At 39.5% G+C, this 15538-nt stretch carries 14 protein-coding genes; 11 read left to right on the plus strand and 3 right to left on the minus strand.

Annotated elements, in window-relative coordinates; all coding sequences use genetic code 11:
* Window positions 1-248: 248 nt before the first annotated feature.
* From rnc to gshAB, 5 genes are all read left to right on the plus strand, one after another.
* Window positions 249-941, plus strand: coding sequence for a ribonuclease III (gene rnc / locus IGJ49_RS00625; RefSeq protein ID WP_010734427.1), 693 nt, complete (start codon window positions 249-251; stop codon window positions 939-941).
* Window positions 942-953: 12 nt separating this feature from the next.
* A complete protein-coding gene (gene smc, locus IGJ49_RS00630; RefSeq protein WP_438722176.1) occupies window positions 954-4535 on the plus strand; it encodes a chromosome segregation protein SMC in 3582 nt (1193 codons plus the stop codon).
* Between the two features lie 8 nt (window positions 4536-4543).
* Entirely contained in the window at window positions 4544-5353 is an 810-nt protein-coding gene (locus tag IGJ49_RS00635) for a Cof-type HAD-IIB family hydrolase (protein ID WP_010734425.1), read from the plus strand.
* Between the two features lie 12 nt (window positions 5354-5365).
* Complete coding sequence (gene ftsY / locus IGJ49_RS00640; protein ID WP_010734424.1) at window positions 5366-6364, plus strand: signal recognition particle-docking protein FtsY; 999 nt, start codon at window positions 5366-5368, stop codon at window positions 6362-6364.
* A 397-nt stretch (window positions 6365-6761) separates the two neighbouring features.
* The gene (gene gshAB / locus IGJ49_RS00645; protein WP_438722177.1) at window positions 6762-9047 is read left to right on the plus strand and encodes a bifunctional glutamate--cysteine ligase GshA/glutathione synthetase GshB; all 2286 of its coding nucleotides are present in this window, start codon (window positions 6762-6764) and stop codon (window positions 9045-9047) included.
* Window positions 9048-9189: 142 nt separating this feature from the next.
* Here the strand turns inward: gshAB and IGJ49_RS00650 are convergent, their stop codons facing one another.
* Window positions 9190-9630, minus strand: a complete 441-nt coding sequence (locus tag IGJ49_RS00650) for a YueI family protein (protein ID WP_023518915.1) — start codon at window positions 9628-9630, stop codon at window positions 9190-9192.
* 383 nt (window positions 9631-10013) lie between these two features.
* On the opposite strand from IGJ49_RS00650, the gene IGJ49_RS00655 reads away from it, so the two are divergent.
* Genes IGJ49_RS00655 through IGJ49_RS00670 form a run of 4 tightly spaced genes read left to right on the plus strand, consistent with a single transcriptional unit; the run spans window position 10014 to window position 13643 of the window.
* Window positions 10014-10964, plus strand: coding sequence for an ABC transporter permease (locus IGJ49_RS00655; protein ID WP_077151266.1), 951 nt, complete (start codon window positions 10014-10016; stop codon window positions 10962-10964).
* Window positions 10957-11916: an iron chelate uptake ABC transporter family permease subunit gene (locus IGJ49_RS00660; protein WP_077151265.1), complete on the plus strand. Its 960-nt coding sequence runs from the start codon at window positions 10957-10959 to the stop codon at window positions 11914-11916. Before IGJ49_RS00655 ends, IGJ49_RS00660 begins: the two co-directional genes overlap by 8 nt.
* Complete coding sequence (locus IGJ49_RS00665) at window positions 11913-12668, plus strand: iron ABC transporter ATP-binding protein (RefSeq protein ID WP_062805880.1); 756 nt, start codon at window positions 11913-11915, stop codon at window positions 12666-12668. The genes IGJ49_RS00660 and IGJ49_RS00665 overlap by 4 nt, the downstream gene beginning before the upstream one ends.
* 21 nt (window positions 12669-12689) lie before the next feature.
* The gene (locus IGJ49_RS00670; RefSeq protein ID WP_019723617.1) at window positions 12690-13643 is read left to right on the plus strand and encodes a siderophore ABC transporter substrate-binding protein; all 954 of its coding nucleotides are present in this window, start codon (window positions 12690-12692) and stop codon (window positions 13641-13643) included.
* Between the two features lie 185 nt (window positions 13644-13828).
* On the opposite strand, the gene IGJ49_RS00675 is transcribed toward IGJ49_RS00670, so the two are convergent.
* Window positions 13829-13951 (minus strand): hypothetical protein, encoded by a 123-nt coding sequence (locus IGJ49_RS00675; protein WP_010734417.1) that lies wholly within the window; start codon window positions 13949-13951, stop codon window positions 13829-13831.
* A 67-nt stretch (window positions 13952-14018) separates the two neighbouring features.
* On the minus strand, window positions 14019-14315 hold the full coding sequence (locus IGJ49_RS00680) for a hypothetical protein (protein ID WP_010734416.1): 297 nt from the start codon (window positions 14313-14315) through the stop codon (window positions 14019-14021).
* 219 nt (window positions 14316-14534) lie between these two features.
* Here IGJ49_RS00680 and IGJ49_RS00685 point away from each other — a divergent pair, with 219 nt between their 5' ends.
* Together IGJ49_RS00685 and IGJ49_RS00690 are read left to right on the plus strand one after the other, a co-directional pair.
* Window positions 14535-15113, plus strand: coding sequence for a GNAT family N-acetyltransferase (locus IGJ49_RS00685; RefSeq protein WP_077151264.1), 579 nt, complete (start codon window positions 14535-14537; stop codon window positions 15111-15113).
* 47 nt (window positions 15114-15160) lie between these two features.
* The gene (locus IGJ49_RS00690; RefSeq protein WP_010734414.1) at window positions 15161-15520 is read left to right on the plus strand and encodes an iron-sulfur cluster biosynthesis family protein; all 360 of its coding nucleotides are present in this window, start codon (window positions 15161-15163) and stop codon (window positions 15518-15520) included.
* The last annotated feature ends 18 nt before the right edge of the window (window positions 15521-15538 follow it).

Consider the following 15538-nt stretch of genomic DNA (forward strand, 5'->3'; position numbering starts at 1 on the left):
TATTATTAAGTGTTGGCGAACAACTAAAGGAAGAGACTTCTCAATAGGATAAACATACGACGATCAGAAAACAAAGAGAGCATCTAACGGATTTCGTGTCTGCTAGTCTTAGTTTATTTTTTTTATAGGAGGTTTATTCATATCATTCATAAAGCTTTTCATACCTTTTGTCTCAACCATTTCATATTTTATAAAAAACCAGTATAATAAGGAAGTATTGAAAAAATAGCCATAAAGGAATGTGGGAAATGGACAATCAGCTAACAAAAGAATTGAAAGAAAAGTATAGCATCGTTTTTCACGATTTAAACTTACTTGAACAAGCTTTTACCCATTCATCCTATGTGAATGAGCATCGCAATTTGCAACTATCCGACAACGAACGTCTTGAGTTTTTGGGAGATGCTGTATTAGAGTTGATGGTTTCTGAATATCTGTATCGTTTGTATCCAGATATCCCAGAAGGAAAATTGACCAAAACTCGTGCAGCTATCGTACGTGAAGATAGTTTGTCCAAATTTGCCAAGGAATGTCGTTTTGATCAGTACATCCTGTTAGGAAAAGGTGAGGAGAACTCAGGCGGACGAACCCGTCCAGCGCTTCTTTGTGATCTGTTTGAAGCCTTTTTAGGAGCGTTGTACCTTGATCAAGGATTTGACGCAGCACATGCGTTTATTGAAACGGTGATTTTTCCGAAGGTGCGTGCCGGTGCTTTTTCCCATGAGATGGATCATAAAACAAGATTACAAGAAGTATTGCAAAAAGCTGGAGACGTGTTGATTGAATATCGTTTGATCAATGAAGAAGGTCCAGCACACGAACGTATTTTTTGGATCGAAGTATACGTGGATGATCGGTTGATTGGAACTGGACAAGGAAAATCGAAAAAACTAGCAGAACAAGCTGCTGCTGAGAATGCTTTAGCAGCACTAAGTAAGTGAGGGAAAGACTTCGTGTATTTAAAACGCATTGAAATAGCCGGCTTTAAATCATTTGCAGATAAAACAATCATTGAGTTTGAAAATAGTGTCACAGCGGTCGTTGGACCAAACGGTAGCGGAAAAAGTAATATTACTGAGGCTATCCGTTGGGTACTAGGAGAACAGTCTGCAAAAAGCCTTCGTGGTGGGAAAATGCCGGATATTATTTTTGCCGGTTCTGATTCCCGTAAACAATTGAATGTCGCTGAAGTAACCGTCATATTAGACAACTCTGATCATTACTTGCCACTAGAGTATAGTGAGATCAGTGTAACACGTCGTTACCGTCGGACAGGTGAAAGCGACTTTTTCATCAATAAACAACCTTGTCGTTTGAAAGACATCCAAGAATTATTTATGGATTCTGGCTTAGGGAAAGAATCATTTTCGATCATCTCTCAAGGAAAAGTCGAAGCGATTTTTAGTAGTAAGCCAGAAGACCGACGAGGGATTTTTGAAGAAGCAGCTGGAGTCTTGAAATACAAACAGCGCAAGAAAAAGGCGGAGCAAAAGCTTTTTGAAACAGAGGATAATCTAAGCCGTGTCCAAGATATCATCTATGAACTTGAAGAGCAATTAACTCCTTTGGCCGCCCAGAGTGAGGCTGCGAAGGAGTTTTTACGATTAAAAGAAACATTGACTAACACAGATATCTCTTTGATGATTGCTGAAATCAAAGCGGCAAAAAAAGAGTGGGATGAACGACAACTACAATTAGATCAGTTCAACCAATCACTAACATCCTTAACGACACAGATCCAAACAAAGGAACAGTTATTAGCCGAAAAACGCAAACAAAATAACCAGGCCGACCGTATGATCGAAAAAAATCAACAAACGTTATTAGCGTTGTCAGAAAAATTAAAGCAAACAGAAGGACAAAAAGAAGTATTACTTGAGCGAACGAAGCATACCCAAAAGAGCTCAAAAGAATACCAAGCTTCTTTAACTGAAGTGCAAGAAAAAGTGGCTCATTTTGAAGAATTACAAGCGACTTTGACCCAAGAAGTCAGTCAAAAAGAAGCAGAGATCCGACAGGCTGAAAAAGCACTGATGAGTACGCAACAAGAATTGGAAAAATACCAAAAATCAACCAAAGAATTGTTGGCAGAATTACGCGATCAGTATGTCGATCTGATGCAAGAACAAGCAACTGTCGGCAATGAATTGAAGTACTTGGAGCGTCAATATGTTCAAGAGACATCTAAAAGTCAGCAAACACTAGCCAAACAATCGGAAGTGGAAGCGAATGTTGCGGAAATGTCCGCCAAGCAAATCGAGTTGACAGAGCGACATGAAAAGCTACAACAAGCATTGAATGAGGTCAAAGCGTCACTTGAAGTTGTGCAAACAAAAGGAAAACAAGCACAAGAGCGCTTGGCAAAAGAACAGCCCAAAATGTATCAACTGATGAACCAAGTCCAACAATTACGGGCACGTCAGAAAAGTTTACAAGAAATCCAAGAAAATTACTTTGGCTTCTATCAAGGTGTTCGTTTGATCTTGCAACAAAAGCAACGCCTCTCTGGGATCGTTGGTGCGGTTGCTGAATTGATCGATGTTCCAGCTGATTATACATTGGCAATCGAAACAGCTTTGGGTGGTTCAGCGCAACATGTCATTGTTGAAAATGAAGGCGATGCACGTCAAGCGATCACTTATTTGAAACAACAAAAAGGCGGACGAGCAACGTTTCTACCATTAACGACAATCAAACCTCGTCAATTACCTGCACATATTTTTGCACAAGCGCAAACAGTTGACGGGTTTATCGGGATCGCTAGCGAACAAGTGACTTATCCCGAACAGATCCAGACAATCGTTCACAATCTATTAGGGACGATTCTATTAGCAAAAGACTTAGCAAGTGCCAATGCCATTGCCCAACAGATTCGTTACCAGTATCGTGTGGTCTCACTAGAAGGTGATGTCATGAATGCCGGTGGTTCAATGACTGGTGGGGCGACGAAGCGAGGCAATCAAGGAAGTTTATTTGCACAAAATCAAGAATTAAAACAATTGACGAGTGAGTTTCAACAAGCGGATCAGGAGTTGCAAAGTCAAGAAAAGAAAGTACAAGCATTGCAACAAGAAGTCACGGTTTTGGCAGAAGAACAAGAACTTCTGCGGACACAAGGGGAACAGTTACGCTTTGAAGAACAAGAAGTAGCAAATCAACGACAAAATGTGGCCAACGAACTCACTCGTTTTGAAAAAGAACAGCAAATCTCAAGTTATGAAACGCGTGAACTGCAACAATTCATGGAGAATTACCAAAAACAACAGGCAGAGCTTTTGGCAAAACAGCAAGAACTAGAAGTACAACGCCAAGAGATCGATGCTGAAATCAGTTCATTGAGTCAAGAAAGTGACAAGATGGAAGAACGTCGCGCGCAGATCCAGGAAAAACAAGCACAGGAGCAAGCCTCATTAGCCGTATTGAAAGAGCAATACAATCACTTACAGATCCAACTACGTGGCGCACGCGTACAAAAAAATGAGGCATTAGCCAAACAAGAAGGACTAGAACAACAACTGCATGCATTGACTGCGGACTTCTCTGATCACGAACTGACAGAAGAAAGTTTAGATAAACGAATCGCTGATTTAGCGACAGAAAGAGATCGCTTAAAAGCTTCTCTAGAAGACGCCAAACAGTCACGTGAAGAAATGCAAACGACCATCGATGCGTTGGATGCCGATCTATTAGCTGAAAACCGTAAACAAAAAGAACTTTTGACAGAGCAGTCACAGTTAGAGGTCCAAAAGAATCGTGCGGAAATGATTTTGGACAATCATCTGAATTACCTGCAAACGGAGTATCAGATGAATTATGAAAAAGCCTGTGAATCTTATGAAGAAACAACGGATGTAGCGAACAGCCGGGTAGAAGTTGCTTCGTTGAAACAACAAATCGATCGTTTAGGCACAGTAAATCTAAACGCCATTGAGCAGTATGAGCAAGTGAATGAACGTCATACCTTTTTGGCTGCGCAACGGGATGACTTATTATCGGCTAAGGATCAATTATTTGAAACAATGGATGAAATGGATGATGAGGTACGGACTCGTTTCAAAGAAGTTTTTGAAGCAATCCGCCAAGAATTCAAAATCGTTTTCCCAAATATGTTTGGTGGCGGTCGCGCAGAGCTTGTGTTGACTGATTCGACTGATTTGTTGCAGACAGGGATTGAAATCGAAGTTCAGCCTCCAGGTAAAAAACTACAAAGTTTAAGTTTACTTTCAGGAGGAGAACGTGCATTGACTGCGATTGCGTTGCTCTTTTCGATTATTCGTGTCTGCCCTGTACCGTTTTGTATCCTTGATGAGGTCGAAGCTGCGCTAGATGAAGCCAATGTCAAACGCTTTGGTCGCTATCTCAGCGAGTTCCAAGACGATATACAGTTTATTGTAGTGACGCATCGTAAAGGGACGATGGTTGCTGCGAATGTCTTATACGGTGTGACCATGCAAGAGTCTGGGGTTTCAAAAATCGTCTCTGTCCGTATGGAAGACATCAATGAAGAAGGAAGAATGAGTGAAACGAAAGTGTAGGGGACGAAATGATCAAATTAATCGCTATCGATTTAGACGGAACACTATTGAACGAAGAAAAGAAAATCTCATCTGAGAATAAACAAGCTTTGGCTCAAGCAAAAGCACAAGGGGTAAAAATCGTTTTATGCACGGGGCGTCCGTTAGCAGCGATGGCTCACTATTTACAAGAATTAGGTTTAGTCGAAGAAGGCGATTATAGCATTACCTTCAACGGTGGCTTAGTCCAGAAAAATGATACTGGTGAAATCATCGAGAAAAAAGCGATGTCTGTGTCTGATATCCATCGTCTTTATGCGTTGGCACAAGAACTAGACTTACCGTTAGACGTCTTATCAGATAATGTCGTCTTGCAATTACCTAGTGCGCCTCAAAAGCAATCGATGTACAATGTATTAAACAACTTATTGCAATTCCAACCAGCAGTACTAGCTGATATCACAGATGAGTTTGTGTTGAACAAAGCAGTCATTGCCTATGAGCAAGAAGAACTAGATGCAAAAATCAAGGAGATTCCAAGCGCTTATTATGAGTCGTATGAAATTATCAAAACGCGCAATGTTTTATTAGAATTTATGCCAAAAGGTGTCACTAAGGCATATGGTATTTCTTTATTAGCAAAAGATTTAGGACTTGAACGTAGTGAGATCATGGCAATCGGAGATGAGGAAAATGATCTACCGATGATCGAATACGCAGGACTTGGTGTAGCCATGGAAAATGCGGTGCCTTTTGTCAAAGAAGCCGCTGATCATGTCACAGCAAGTAACATCGAACATGGGGTAGCAAAAGCGATCCAACAATTTGTTTTAGTGTAAAGGAGGTATACTATGGGATTTTTTGATAAGATCAAACGAGCCTTTACTGGTGAAGAAGCACCAGAAGAAGTAGAAGTACAAGAGAAATATGATAAGGGTCTAGAAAAGACCCGTAAAACGTTCGGTGAACGAATGAATGAACTGTTTGCGAATTTCCGTACGGTCGATGAAGATTTCTTCGAAGAATTGGAAGAAACATTGATCGGTGCAGATGTCGGCTTTGAAACAGCCATCAAGATCACTGAAGCGTTACGCCAAGAAGTGAAGCTAAGAAATGCCAAGAAACCAGCTGAGATCCAAAATGCGATCATCGAAAAATTAGTTGAGCTTTATGAGCAAGAAGGCATCGATGAAGTCAATACATTGAACCTCCAAGAAGAAGGATTGACAGTGATCCTCTTTGTTGGTGTCAATGGTGTAGGAAAGACGACGAGTATCGGTAAATTAGCACATCAATACAAAACGGAAGGCAAAAAGGTATTGTTAGCCGCAGCAGATACCTTCCGTGCGGGTGCGATCGATCAGTTAGTCGTTTGGGGAGAACGTGCAGAAGTTGAAGTGGTTCGAGGCAAAGCTGGTGGTGATCCTGCGGCAGTCGTTTACGATGCCATCGAAAAAGCCAAAGAACAACAAGCAGATATTTTACTTGTTGATACAGCTGGACGTTTGCAAAACAAAGTCAATTTGATGAACGAATTAGAGAAGATCAAACGTGTGATCCAACGAGAATTACCAGAAGCACCACATGAGATCTTACTTGTGCTAGATGCGACGACAGGGCAAAATGCCATGGTCCAAGCGAAACAGTTCAAAGAAACCTCTGATGTGACAGGGCTAGTTTTAACAAAATTAGACGGTACAGCTAAAGGTGGAATCGTCTTAGCCATTCGTAATGAATTGCACCTGCCGGTCAAACTTGTTGGTTTGGGTGAAGGCATCGATGATTTAGAAGCTTTTGATCCAAATGACTTTGTCATCGGTCTATTTAAAGGCTTATTGAAAGAAGAATAAACAGTATATGAGCATAAGTTTATCTAAAGAGCTTGTAACAAAGGTGTTCAACTTCAAGAAATAAAAAAGAAGCCACGGGAATCGTTCTTTAAATTTCCGTGGTTTTCCCTTTATTTTTGAAGAGGTTCCGTTTGTTTCAGGCTCTTTTTTCTCCTTCCAATGGACTAGCGATATTCAAGGAACAATATTTCGAATATAAACCAAAAATGAACCAGCGATTTTTTTGACTGTCCTATCTGGCTATGTGCCATCTTGTTGTTCAGTTTGGAGTCATTTTCCTACAATATCAGCTGTTTTTTTAAAAAAACACCCCTTTTTTCTCATTTTCAAACAATTTCATTCTTTTTCTTGGCGGTTTTTACTATAATGAAACATATGAATTGGAGGACATTTAACCATGAACTATAAAGAATTATTACTGCATCCTCGTTCACTACCATTCATTAGTCAAGCCCGTTTTGGGGTTGAACGTGAAGGGCAACGTGTGAACTTCTCTGGAAAGTTGGCAACAACCGATCATCCTGAGATTTTTGGGGATCGTACGTATCATCCATACATCCAGACAGATTTTAGTGAAACTCAAGTCGAATTGATTACTCCGGTCACGGATTCTATCAACGAACTTTTTAAATACTTGGAAGCAATCTACGACGTTGCTTCACGCTCAATGGCAGATGATGAAATGATCTGGCCTTTAAGTATGCCTCCGGCTTTACCTGAAAAAGACGAAGAGATCATGATTGCGAAGCTTTCTAATTTTGAAGATGTCTTGTATCGTCGTTATTTAGCAAAGGAATATGGCAAACGCAAGCAAATGGTCAGCGGCATCCATTTCAACTTTGAGTTTGGTGATGATCTTTTACAATCCTTGTTTGTACAACAAACAGAGTTTACCGACTTTGCAGCATTTAAAACAGAATTATATTTTAAAACAGCACAGAACTTCTTACGTTATCGTTGGTTGATCACTTATTTGTTTGGGGCGTCACCTCTAAGTGAAGACCACTATTTTGTCGGCAAGCCAGCACCAGCAGAACCGGTACGCAGTATTCGTAATAGTTCCTATGGTTATACGAACCATCCGAATGTCAAAGTATCCTATGCGTCAATGCAACAATATTTAACCGATATTGAAAAAATGGTGGAAGAAGGTAAGTTATCCGAAGAAAAAGAATTCTATGCACCGATCCGTTTTCGTGGTGGAAAACGTGTAGCTGATTTAGCAAAATCAGGTATTCGCTATATTGAACTGAGAAATATTGATTTAAATCCTTACGCACGTGTAGGGATCAGTCAAGCACAAGTTCAGTTTTTACAATCGTTCTTAATGTATATGCTATGGATGGAACATGACGTAGCAGTCGATGCATGGGTCGAAGAAGGCGAGCAGCGAAATGAACACGTGTCGTTAGAGAACCCTATGGATCAAACTGCTTTTTATGATGAAGGAATGCTGCTTCTTCAAGGCATGAAAGAGATGCTTGTAGCTTTAGGACAATCCGAACGCCTACCATTGATCGATGACATGATCGCACAATTGGATGAACCACGTGAAACATTGGCAGGCAAGATTTATCAGCAAGCACAACAAACAAGCCAGCATGACTTTGCTTATACTTTAGGAAAACAGTATGAAGAAGAAAGTCATGAACGTTCGTATCAATTAGCGGGATTTCGTGACATGGAGCTGTCGACACAGATTCTGATGTTTGATGCGATCCAAAAGGGCATCGAAGTAAAGGTCATAGATGAATCAGATCAATTTTTACGTCTACAGCATCAAGAGCATATCGAATATGTGAAAAATGCCAATATGACAAGTAAAGACAGCTACATTGTGCCATTGATCATGGAAAATAAAACAGTCACTAAAAAAGTGCTAAAAGAGGCCGGATTCCGTGTACCTGAAGGAGCCGAATTTACTTCAATCGAAGAGGCTTTGAACGCTTATCCACGATTTGCAGAACAAGCCTTTGTTATTAAACCTAAATCGACAAATTATGGGTTAGGGATCACGATCTTCAAAGAAGGAGCATCTTTAGAAGATTACCAGGCTGGTTTAGCAATCGCTTTTCGTGAAGATACTTCTATACTGGTTGAAGCATTCATGCCTGGAACAGAATATCGCTTCTTTGTGATCGATGGGCAAGTAAAAGCGATCTTACTTCGTGTTCCTGCCAATGTTGTGGGTGACGGAAAACGGACGGTGGAAGAACTTGTCGCTGAAAAAAACCTAGATCCATTAAGAGGCAGTCACCATCGTGCACCATTGGAATTGATCCAGTTAGGTGAACTTGAGCAGTTGATGTTAAAAGAGCAAGGACTAACCATCCATTCTGTACCTGAAAAAGATCAAATCGTGTATTTACGCGAAAATTCCAATATCAGTACAGGTGGCGATTCAATCGACGTAACAGATGAATTTTCAGACGCGTATAAACAAATTGCCCAACAAGCAGTGGAAGCCCTAGGAGCGAAAATCAGCGGCATCGATTTGATCATTCCTGATAAAGATATCGATCCTCAAACAGATGACCAAGCCTATGGCATCATTGAAGCAAACTTCAATCCAGCGATGCACATGCACGTTTACCCATTTGCTGGCCAAGGCAGAAGACTGACAATGAATGTCTTAGAGCTGTTGTATCCTGAAGTGATCAACAGACAAGAAGAGACTAAATAAATCATGAACCTGTAGGACAAAAAAATCATCCACATCACTAGATTTATCTAGTTTGTGAATGATTTTTTGTTTTGCCACAGGTACATACGAACGCTGACAAATTTTGATTAGAAACTCAAAGAATCGAGTGAACTTTTAGAAATTATTTGAATAATCGGTCCCAAAAGCTTTTTTTCTTTGGTTGTTCTTCTTCTTGTTTCGTTGGATATTTTTCTTCTACGTCAATAACGGGCTCATTCACCGCTTCTTTGGCCGCAATCAGTAGACCAATACTTTGCGGATCTTCAGAAACATGATCGTTTACAACCGTGAATTTCGTTTGATTTTTCGTTGCCAATTGGATGTATTGATTCTGGATATCCAGGGGTAAGGTCCCGTTTATCAGAATAAATGCTTCTGGTCGTTTCTCTAGTTCTTGTAGGAACTTTTCTTTATTTGTCGGCTCATTCATTTCAGCAACGGTCATACTGAGGTAGCAACGTTCACGAAAGGTACCTAGGTATTTATGCTGTTCTTCTGGGTTGACCAAGGGCGTGCCATACATTCCTTTGTCCAAATGATTTTTCAATTCATCTGATGCCATCCAATTTCCTCCTTTGTTGTTTTAAGTCATTATAACATAGAGGTTGTGACAGAAGCATTTTGACCTGATCAGTAAGCTAGAAAATTGAAAAATAGTTTTTCATATTTTGTCATTTTCTAGCTTGGTGTTGAAGGTTAGCTTTTGGATCACCGTGTAGCCAGGTTGTGAGAAAGTCGTTTAGCTCCAAGCATTAAGGCAGAAATTGAGAAATAGCTTCCCACATTTTTAAGGTCAGAAACAAAAATGAATTTTATTTTTGTATCGTACACGTATTCTAAAATTTATAGGGATTGCTCTTATTTCATTAAAAAACGGTTGCTTTTGTTCAATGCTTCACTTAGAATAAGAATGAGAATTATTCTCAGTTAGCGAGGTAAAGGGAAATGCGCGTGGGTCGCTTGATGGTTTTGTTAGTTATTTTAAGTATATGTTCGCTATTTATTGGCGTGTCTCGAGTGGAATTCATGGAGATTATCCGATTTGAAGGACAGAGTATGCAATTGTTGTTGGCGACACGTTTTCCGCGAACGATCTGTTTAGTACTGGTAGGGGCAACGAGTAGTATTTGTGGGTTGATCATGCAACATCTGACTCAAAATAAATTTGTTTCACCAACGACAGCTGGCACGATGGATAGTGCGAGATTGGGTATCTTAGTGGTGATGCTCTTTTTACCGAATGCTTCTTTGTGGATTCGTTCAGCAACTGCATTTTTATTTGCGTTTGCAGGTACGCTCTTATTTTTATCTTTTGCACGATTTTTTCCACAAAAAAATCAGCTGATGTTACCATTGATCGGCGTGATGCTAGGAAATATTATCGGCTCTGCTGCAACATTTTTCGCCTATCAGTTTCAGTTAGTACAAAATATGTCTTCATGGCTACAAGGAAATTTTGCAACAGTCATGCGGGGAAATTATGAATTATTGTATGTAACGATTCCTTTATTACTTATCTTATCTTTTTTTGCCTATCAATTTACGATCGTAGGCTTAGGTGAATCGTTCGCAGTGAATTTAGGGATGAATTATCGCAACATGCAACTACTAGGGATTGGCCTTGTTTCTTTAGCCAGTGCGATCACTTTGATCATGGTTGGGACGATTCCTTTCTTGGGAGTGATCATTCCAAATATCACAGCAAAGCTCTATGGGGATCAGGTACATAAAACGTTAGGAATTACCGCCATTTTTGGTAGTATCTTTTTGCTTATCTGTGACATGATCGCTCGTCTTGTGATTTTTCCTTATGAAATCCCAGTCAGCGTCATCGTAGGGATCATCGGTGGTTTGATTTTCCTTTACTTGTTAGTAAGGGGGCGCAAACATGGGTAAAAAGATCACTGGTCTATTTTTTATTTTGTCTCTACTCGTGATTGGCGTGACGATCGGCTATTTGACTATCAACACGTATGGTAATTGGGCTTTTGCATGGGCCTTACGAAGCAAAAAAATCATGGCGTTCATTTTAGTGGCACTCGCGACAAGCAGTGCGACCGTTAGTTTCCAAACGATTACCCAAAATCAATTTTTGACACCTTCTGTGTTAGGACTCGATTCCCTCTATGTACTTGTTCAAACCCTCCTCTTTTTCTTGATTGGTGGGGTGACGATGCTTCAGCAAACAGGCACAGCCTTTTTCTTAGTCAACGTGGCATTGATGGTTGGCTTAAGCCAGTTATTGTTTTTCTTTTTATTACGAAAAGAAGCCCCTAACTTATTCTTATTATTGATGACGGGGATGATTTTAGGGACACTTTTCAATAGTATCAGTACGTTTTTACAAGTGGTGATGGACCCGAATGAATATGATTTGTTGCAAGGGAAGTTATTTGCTAGTTTCGGTAATGTCCAGACTGCCTACCTCCTACCTGCTGCATTGTTGATTGGCTGTTGTTGGGTGTTCCTTTTTTATAAAAAACATTTTCTGGATGTCTTTCATCTAGGGAAGGATCAAGCAACGAACCTTGGGATTGAGACAGAGCGTTTTCAATTTTCTATTCTTTGTTGTGTCAGCTTGTTGACAGGAACAGCCACTGCTTTGGTGGGACCAATCACCTTTCTTGGATTTATTGTCGCAAACGTCAGCTATCGTTTGTTTGCAACGTATCGTCATGGTGTTTTGCTACTAGGAAGTTTTTTGATTGCTTTCTTGTTTTTGACTGGGGGACAATTGATCGTTGAGCAAGTGTTTGGGTGGAACACGACGGTCAGTGTGGTTGTAGAGTTCACAGGGGGTATTTACTTTATTACAAAATTGATTCGAGAAAGGAAGGAACTGGGATGATCAATTTGAATAGTGTCGAGAAGTCTTACCAAGGAAAAACGGTCGTCGAGGCCTTGCAATTGGAAATCTCGGATCAACAATTGACAGCCTTCATCGGTCCAAACGGCGCAGGAAAGTCAACCGTTCTTTCTATGATCAGTCGTTTGATTCCTAAAGATGCAGGTGAGATCTACTTGGATCACAATGAAGTAAAAGCTTGGAAGTCCAAAGAGATGGCAAAAAAACTAGCTATTTTGAAACAATCTAATGAGATCAGTATGAAAATCACAGTCGAGGAGCTTGTATCGTTCGGGCGTTTTCCTTATTCGAAAGGAAAGCTGACAACGAAAGACCATCAGATCATCGAAGAATCACTCCAGCATCTAGGGTTGGAAGAACTGAAGGACCAAACGATCGACACGCTTTCTGGGGGTCAGTTGCAACGAGCGTATATTGCGATGATTCTTGCGCAAGATACTGATTACATTTTGCTGGATGAACCACTCAATAATCTCGATATGAATTTTGCGGTACAAATCATGCAAATTTTAAAGCGCCTTGTACAAGAATTAGGAAAAACGATCATCATTGTGTTACACGATATCAACTTTGCAGCGAGTTACGCAGATGAAATCGTCGCAATGAAACAAGGGAAGTTATTTAGACAAGGCAAAACGAACGATATTATTAAAAAAGAAGTACTAGATCAATTATACGAAATGGACATTCGAATCTGTGAAATCGAAGGACGCAGATTTTGTCTTTATTTCTAAAAACTACGAAGGAGCGTCAAAATGAAGAAAATAGTTTTAGGATTTTTAGTCATAGCATCATTAGGATTAGCAGCATGTGGAAATAACGAAGCACAAACGAGTGAAACAACAGCATCAAGTACTGTCGCAACGGATACAATGTTGACAGTCAAAGATAGCAATGGTGAGTCTGTAGAAGTGCAACAAAACCCTGAGAAAGTTGTAGTGTTCGACAATGGATCATTAGATACGCTTGATGCATTAGGTGTTGGAGACAAAGTCATAGGAGCGGCAACTAAAAATTTACCTGCTTACTTAGAAAAATATCAAGAAGTTGAATCTGCTGGAGGAATCAAAGAACCAGATTTGGAAAAAATCAATGAGATGCAACCAGATTTGATTATTATTTCCGGTCGTCAAAGTGATTATCAGGAACAGTTGAGCCAAATTGCCCCAACACTATATTTAGCAATGGATGCAGAAAAGCCATGGGAATCGATGCAAGAAAATGTGACAACATTGGCAAAGATTTTTGATAAAGAAAAAGAAGCAGAAGAAAAATTAACAGATTTAACGAAACAAATCGATGAAGTGAAAGAGAAAGCCAGCGCGCTTGATCAAACAGCTTTAGTTACTTTAGTGAATGAAGGGCAACTTTCAGCATATGGTTCAGGTTCACGTTTCGGACTCGTTCATGATTTATTTGGCTTTAAACAAGCCGATGATCAAATCGAGGCGTCTACACATGGACAAAGTGTTTCTTATGAATATGTTTTAGAGAAGAACCCAGGGATTTTATTTGTGATTGATCGTACCAAAGCAATTGGTGGAGATACAAGCAACGATAACGTAGCTGCCAATGAATTAGTGGCACAAACAGATGCCGGTAAAAATGATCAAGTAATTTCATTGCAACCAGATGTATGGTATTTGAGTGGTGGTGGACTTGAATCAATGAACTTGATGATTGAAGATGTCAATCAAGCGCTAAAATAATTTTTCAATGAATAACTAAGAAAATGAGCCTGGTACATCAGTCATCTTGCATCCTACAACTGAATAAACGGTGTTCCAGAAGTAGCACCTTCAAAAATAAGCCGAGAAACCCAAAATTTGAAAAACAATTTTCGGGTTTCTCGGCTTATTTCTCGGAGCTAGGCACTTCTATCACAACCTCTGATTCAATGGGTGATTGTTTGATCGTTAGGAAAATCTAGTGTAAGGGTAAATTCATTATCGACTTCATAAGGATCGATTCGTGGGGTTGTATCATGGAAAAAGTGAGCAAGCCATTGTCGGAACATAAGATCGCCTCCTTTGATTTGATTAAAGGATACAAGGCGAACCTTAGAGAAAGCTTAAAGCATAGAATCAAGCATGTGTTTCGGCTAATGCTTGATAATTGACGATCTTGACTTGACGATAAAAGTCAGCTGGCAGTTTTGACCAACGTTTCAAAAGTTGATAAAAATAACTATCTTCCGCTTTGATTTTGTACTCACTTAAAATCAATCCGAAGTAGTTTGGTTTTTTCTTTGCTAATTTGTGATAGATCGACAATGCTTTTTCTTTGTCTTCATCAACAAATAGTGTTTTGACTTCAATATAAGATCCTTCAATGTTCTGTGTTTCTTCAATAAAGTAAATGCTTTTTATATACTCTGTCATAAGTAAGACCTCCAGCGCTTGTTTAGTTGTTAAGATAACAATAGCTAAAATTTGTTAATAAATCGTGAACAAATAATTATTCTTTTTCAGCAATTGTTTAAGTTTTTTCGCTTATCTATAGTTAATCTGTTATTTTAAGGAGATATTAAGTTTTGTCTTGCTTCTTTCCGTGAATTTCGATACAGTAATTTAAACTAAAGAAAAAGGTAGGGGATGCACATGGAATTATTGATCAATCGAAACTTAGTGTTTGCAGAAAATCGTGTCATAGAAACGGAACGTCTGATTTTAAGACCAATCACATTGGAAGACGTAGAAGATATATTTGAATATGCCCATGATGTAGAAACGACCCGCTTTGTTTTCCCTCGACATCAGTCGATCGAAGATACAAAAATCAGTGTTGCGAATTTTTTTATGGCATCACCGCTTGGAAAATATGCTATTGAATGGAAAGAAAACCGCAAGATGATTGGTACGATCGATTTGCGGATACAAGAAGGCGATGATACGGCTGAATTAGGTTACGCTTTAAATAAAAAGTATTGGGGAAAAGGAATCATGCCGGAAGCTGGAAAAGCGCTTCTGAAATTGGGCTTTGAAAAAATGGATCTCGTAAGGATCTTTGCTTATCATAATACGAAAAATAGTAAATCGGGACGAGTGATGGACAAGTTAGGAATGAGAGAAGAAGCTGTGATTCCTGAGGCAAAACGAGAAAAAGGAGAAATTATTTCAATCGTTCTTAAAGGAATTACCAAAAAAGCTTGGTTGGAAGGTCACCCAAAAACAAGTTAGTTGCAACTTCGTACAAAAATCATTAAGCTAAAATTGAGGTGATTAAGATGGAATTTATCGTATCAAAAGAAGCGGAAGAACTGCTTCGTGGAAAAGTGAATGACAATGAACAATTATTGCTAGATGTAGAAGACGGAGATGGACCATTTGCGAATAGCCGGATCACTTGCCAAATCGATACTTCTTTTCGTCTGATTATTGTAGAAAAAGAAACATCGGCAGATCTAAGCTTATATTCTGAAGTAGTCGATACCCAAATGGGACCAATCAAAATCAAGAAAAGCGCACTCGTTTATTTGGATAATCCGACGACGTTAGCAGTAGAACCAACTTACAAGAGTCTGCAACTGAAAGGACCAGGAGGAATCATCAAAAATAACCTCCAAATCGTCACATCAACTATCTAAGATTTAGAAGGAAAAAGA

Source organism: Enterococcus sp. AZ171 (genome assembly GCF_051714005.1).
Lineage (GTDB): Bacteria > Bacillota > Bacilli > Lactobacillales > Enterococcaceae > Enterococcus_B > Enterococcus_B pernyi.

What these genes read in the sequence shown, in the direction of transcription:
- rnc (WP_010734427.1), top strand. Translation starts at nt 249, where the DNA reads ATGGACAATCAGCTAACAAAAGAATTGAAAGAAAAGTATAGCATCGTT.
- IGJ49_RS00655 (WP_077151266.1), top strand. Translation starts at nt 10,014, where the DNA reads ATGCGCGTGGGTCGCTTGATGGTTTTGTTAGTTATTTTAAGTATATGT.
- IGJ49_RS00680 (WP_010734416.1), bottom strand. Translation starts at nt 14,315, where the DNA reads ATGACAGAGTATATAAAAAGCATTTACTTTATTGAAGAAACACAGAAC.
- IGJ49_RS00650 (WP_023518915.1), bottom strand. Translation starts at nt 9,630, where the DNA reads ATGGCATCAGATGAATTGAAAAATCATTTGGACAAAGGAATGTATGGC.
- ftsY (WP_010734424.1), top strand. Translation starts at nt 5,366, where the DNA reads ATGGGATTTTTTGATAAGATCAAACGAGCCTTTACTGGTGAAGAAGCA.
- IGJ49_RS00670 (WP_019723617.1), top strand. Translation starts at nt 12,690, where the DNA reads ATGAAGAAAATAGTTTTAGGATTTTTAGTCATAGCATCATTAGGATTA.
- IGJ49_RS00685 (WP_077151264.1), top strand. Translation starts at nt 14,535, where the DNA reads ATGGAATTATTGATCAATCGAAACTTAGTGTTTGCAGAAAATCGTGTC.
- IGJ49_RS00665 (WP_062805880.1), top strand. Translation starts at nt 11,913, where the DNA reads ATGATCAATTTGAATAGTGTCGAGAAGTCTTACCAAGGAAAAACGGTC.
- IGJ49_RS00635 (WP_010734425.1), top strand. Translation starts at nt 4,544, where the DNA reads ATGATCAAATTAATCGCTATCGATTTAGACGGAACACTATTGAACGAA.
- IGJ49_RS00690 (WP_010734414.1), top strand. Translation starts at nt 15,161, where the DNA reads ATGGAATTTATCGTATCAAAAGAAGCGGAAGAACTGCTTCGTGGAAAA.
- IGJ49_RS00660 (WP_077151265.1), top strand. Translation starts at nt 10,957, where the DNA reads ATGGGTAAAAAGATCACTGGTCTATTTTTTATTTTGTCTCTACTCGTG.
- IGJ49_RS00675 (WP_010734417.1), bottom strand. Translation starts at nt 13,951, where the DNA reads ATGTTCCGACAATGGCTTGCTCACTTTTTCCATGATACAACCCCACGA.
- gshAB (WP_438722177.1), top strand. Translation starts at nt 6,762, where the DNA reads ATGAACTATAAAGAATTATTACTGCATCCTCGTTCACTACCATTCATT.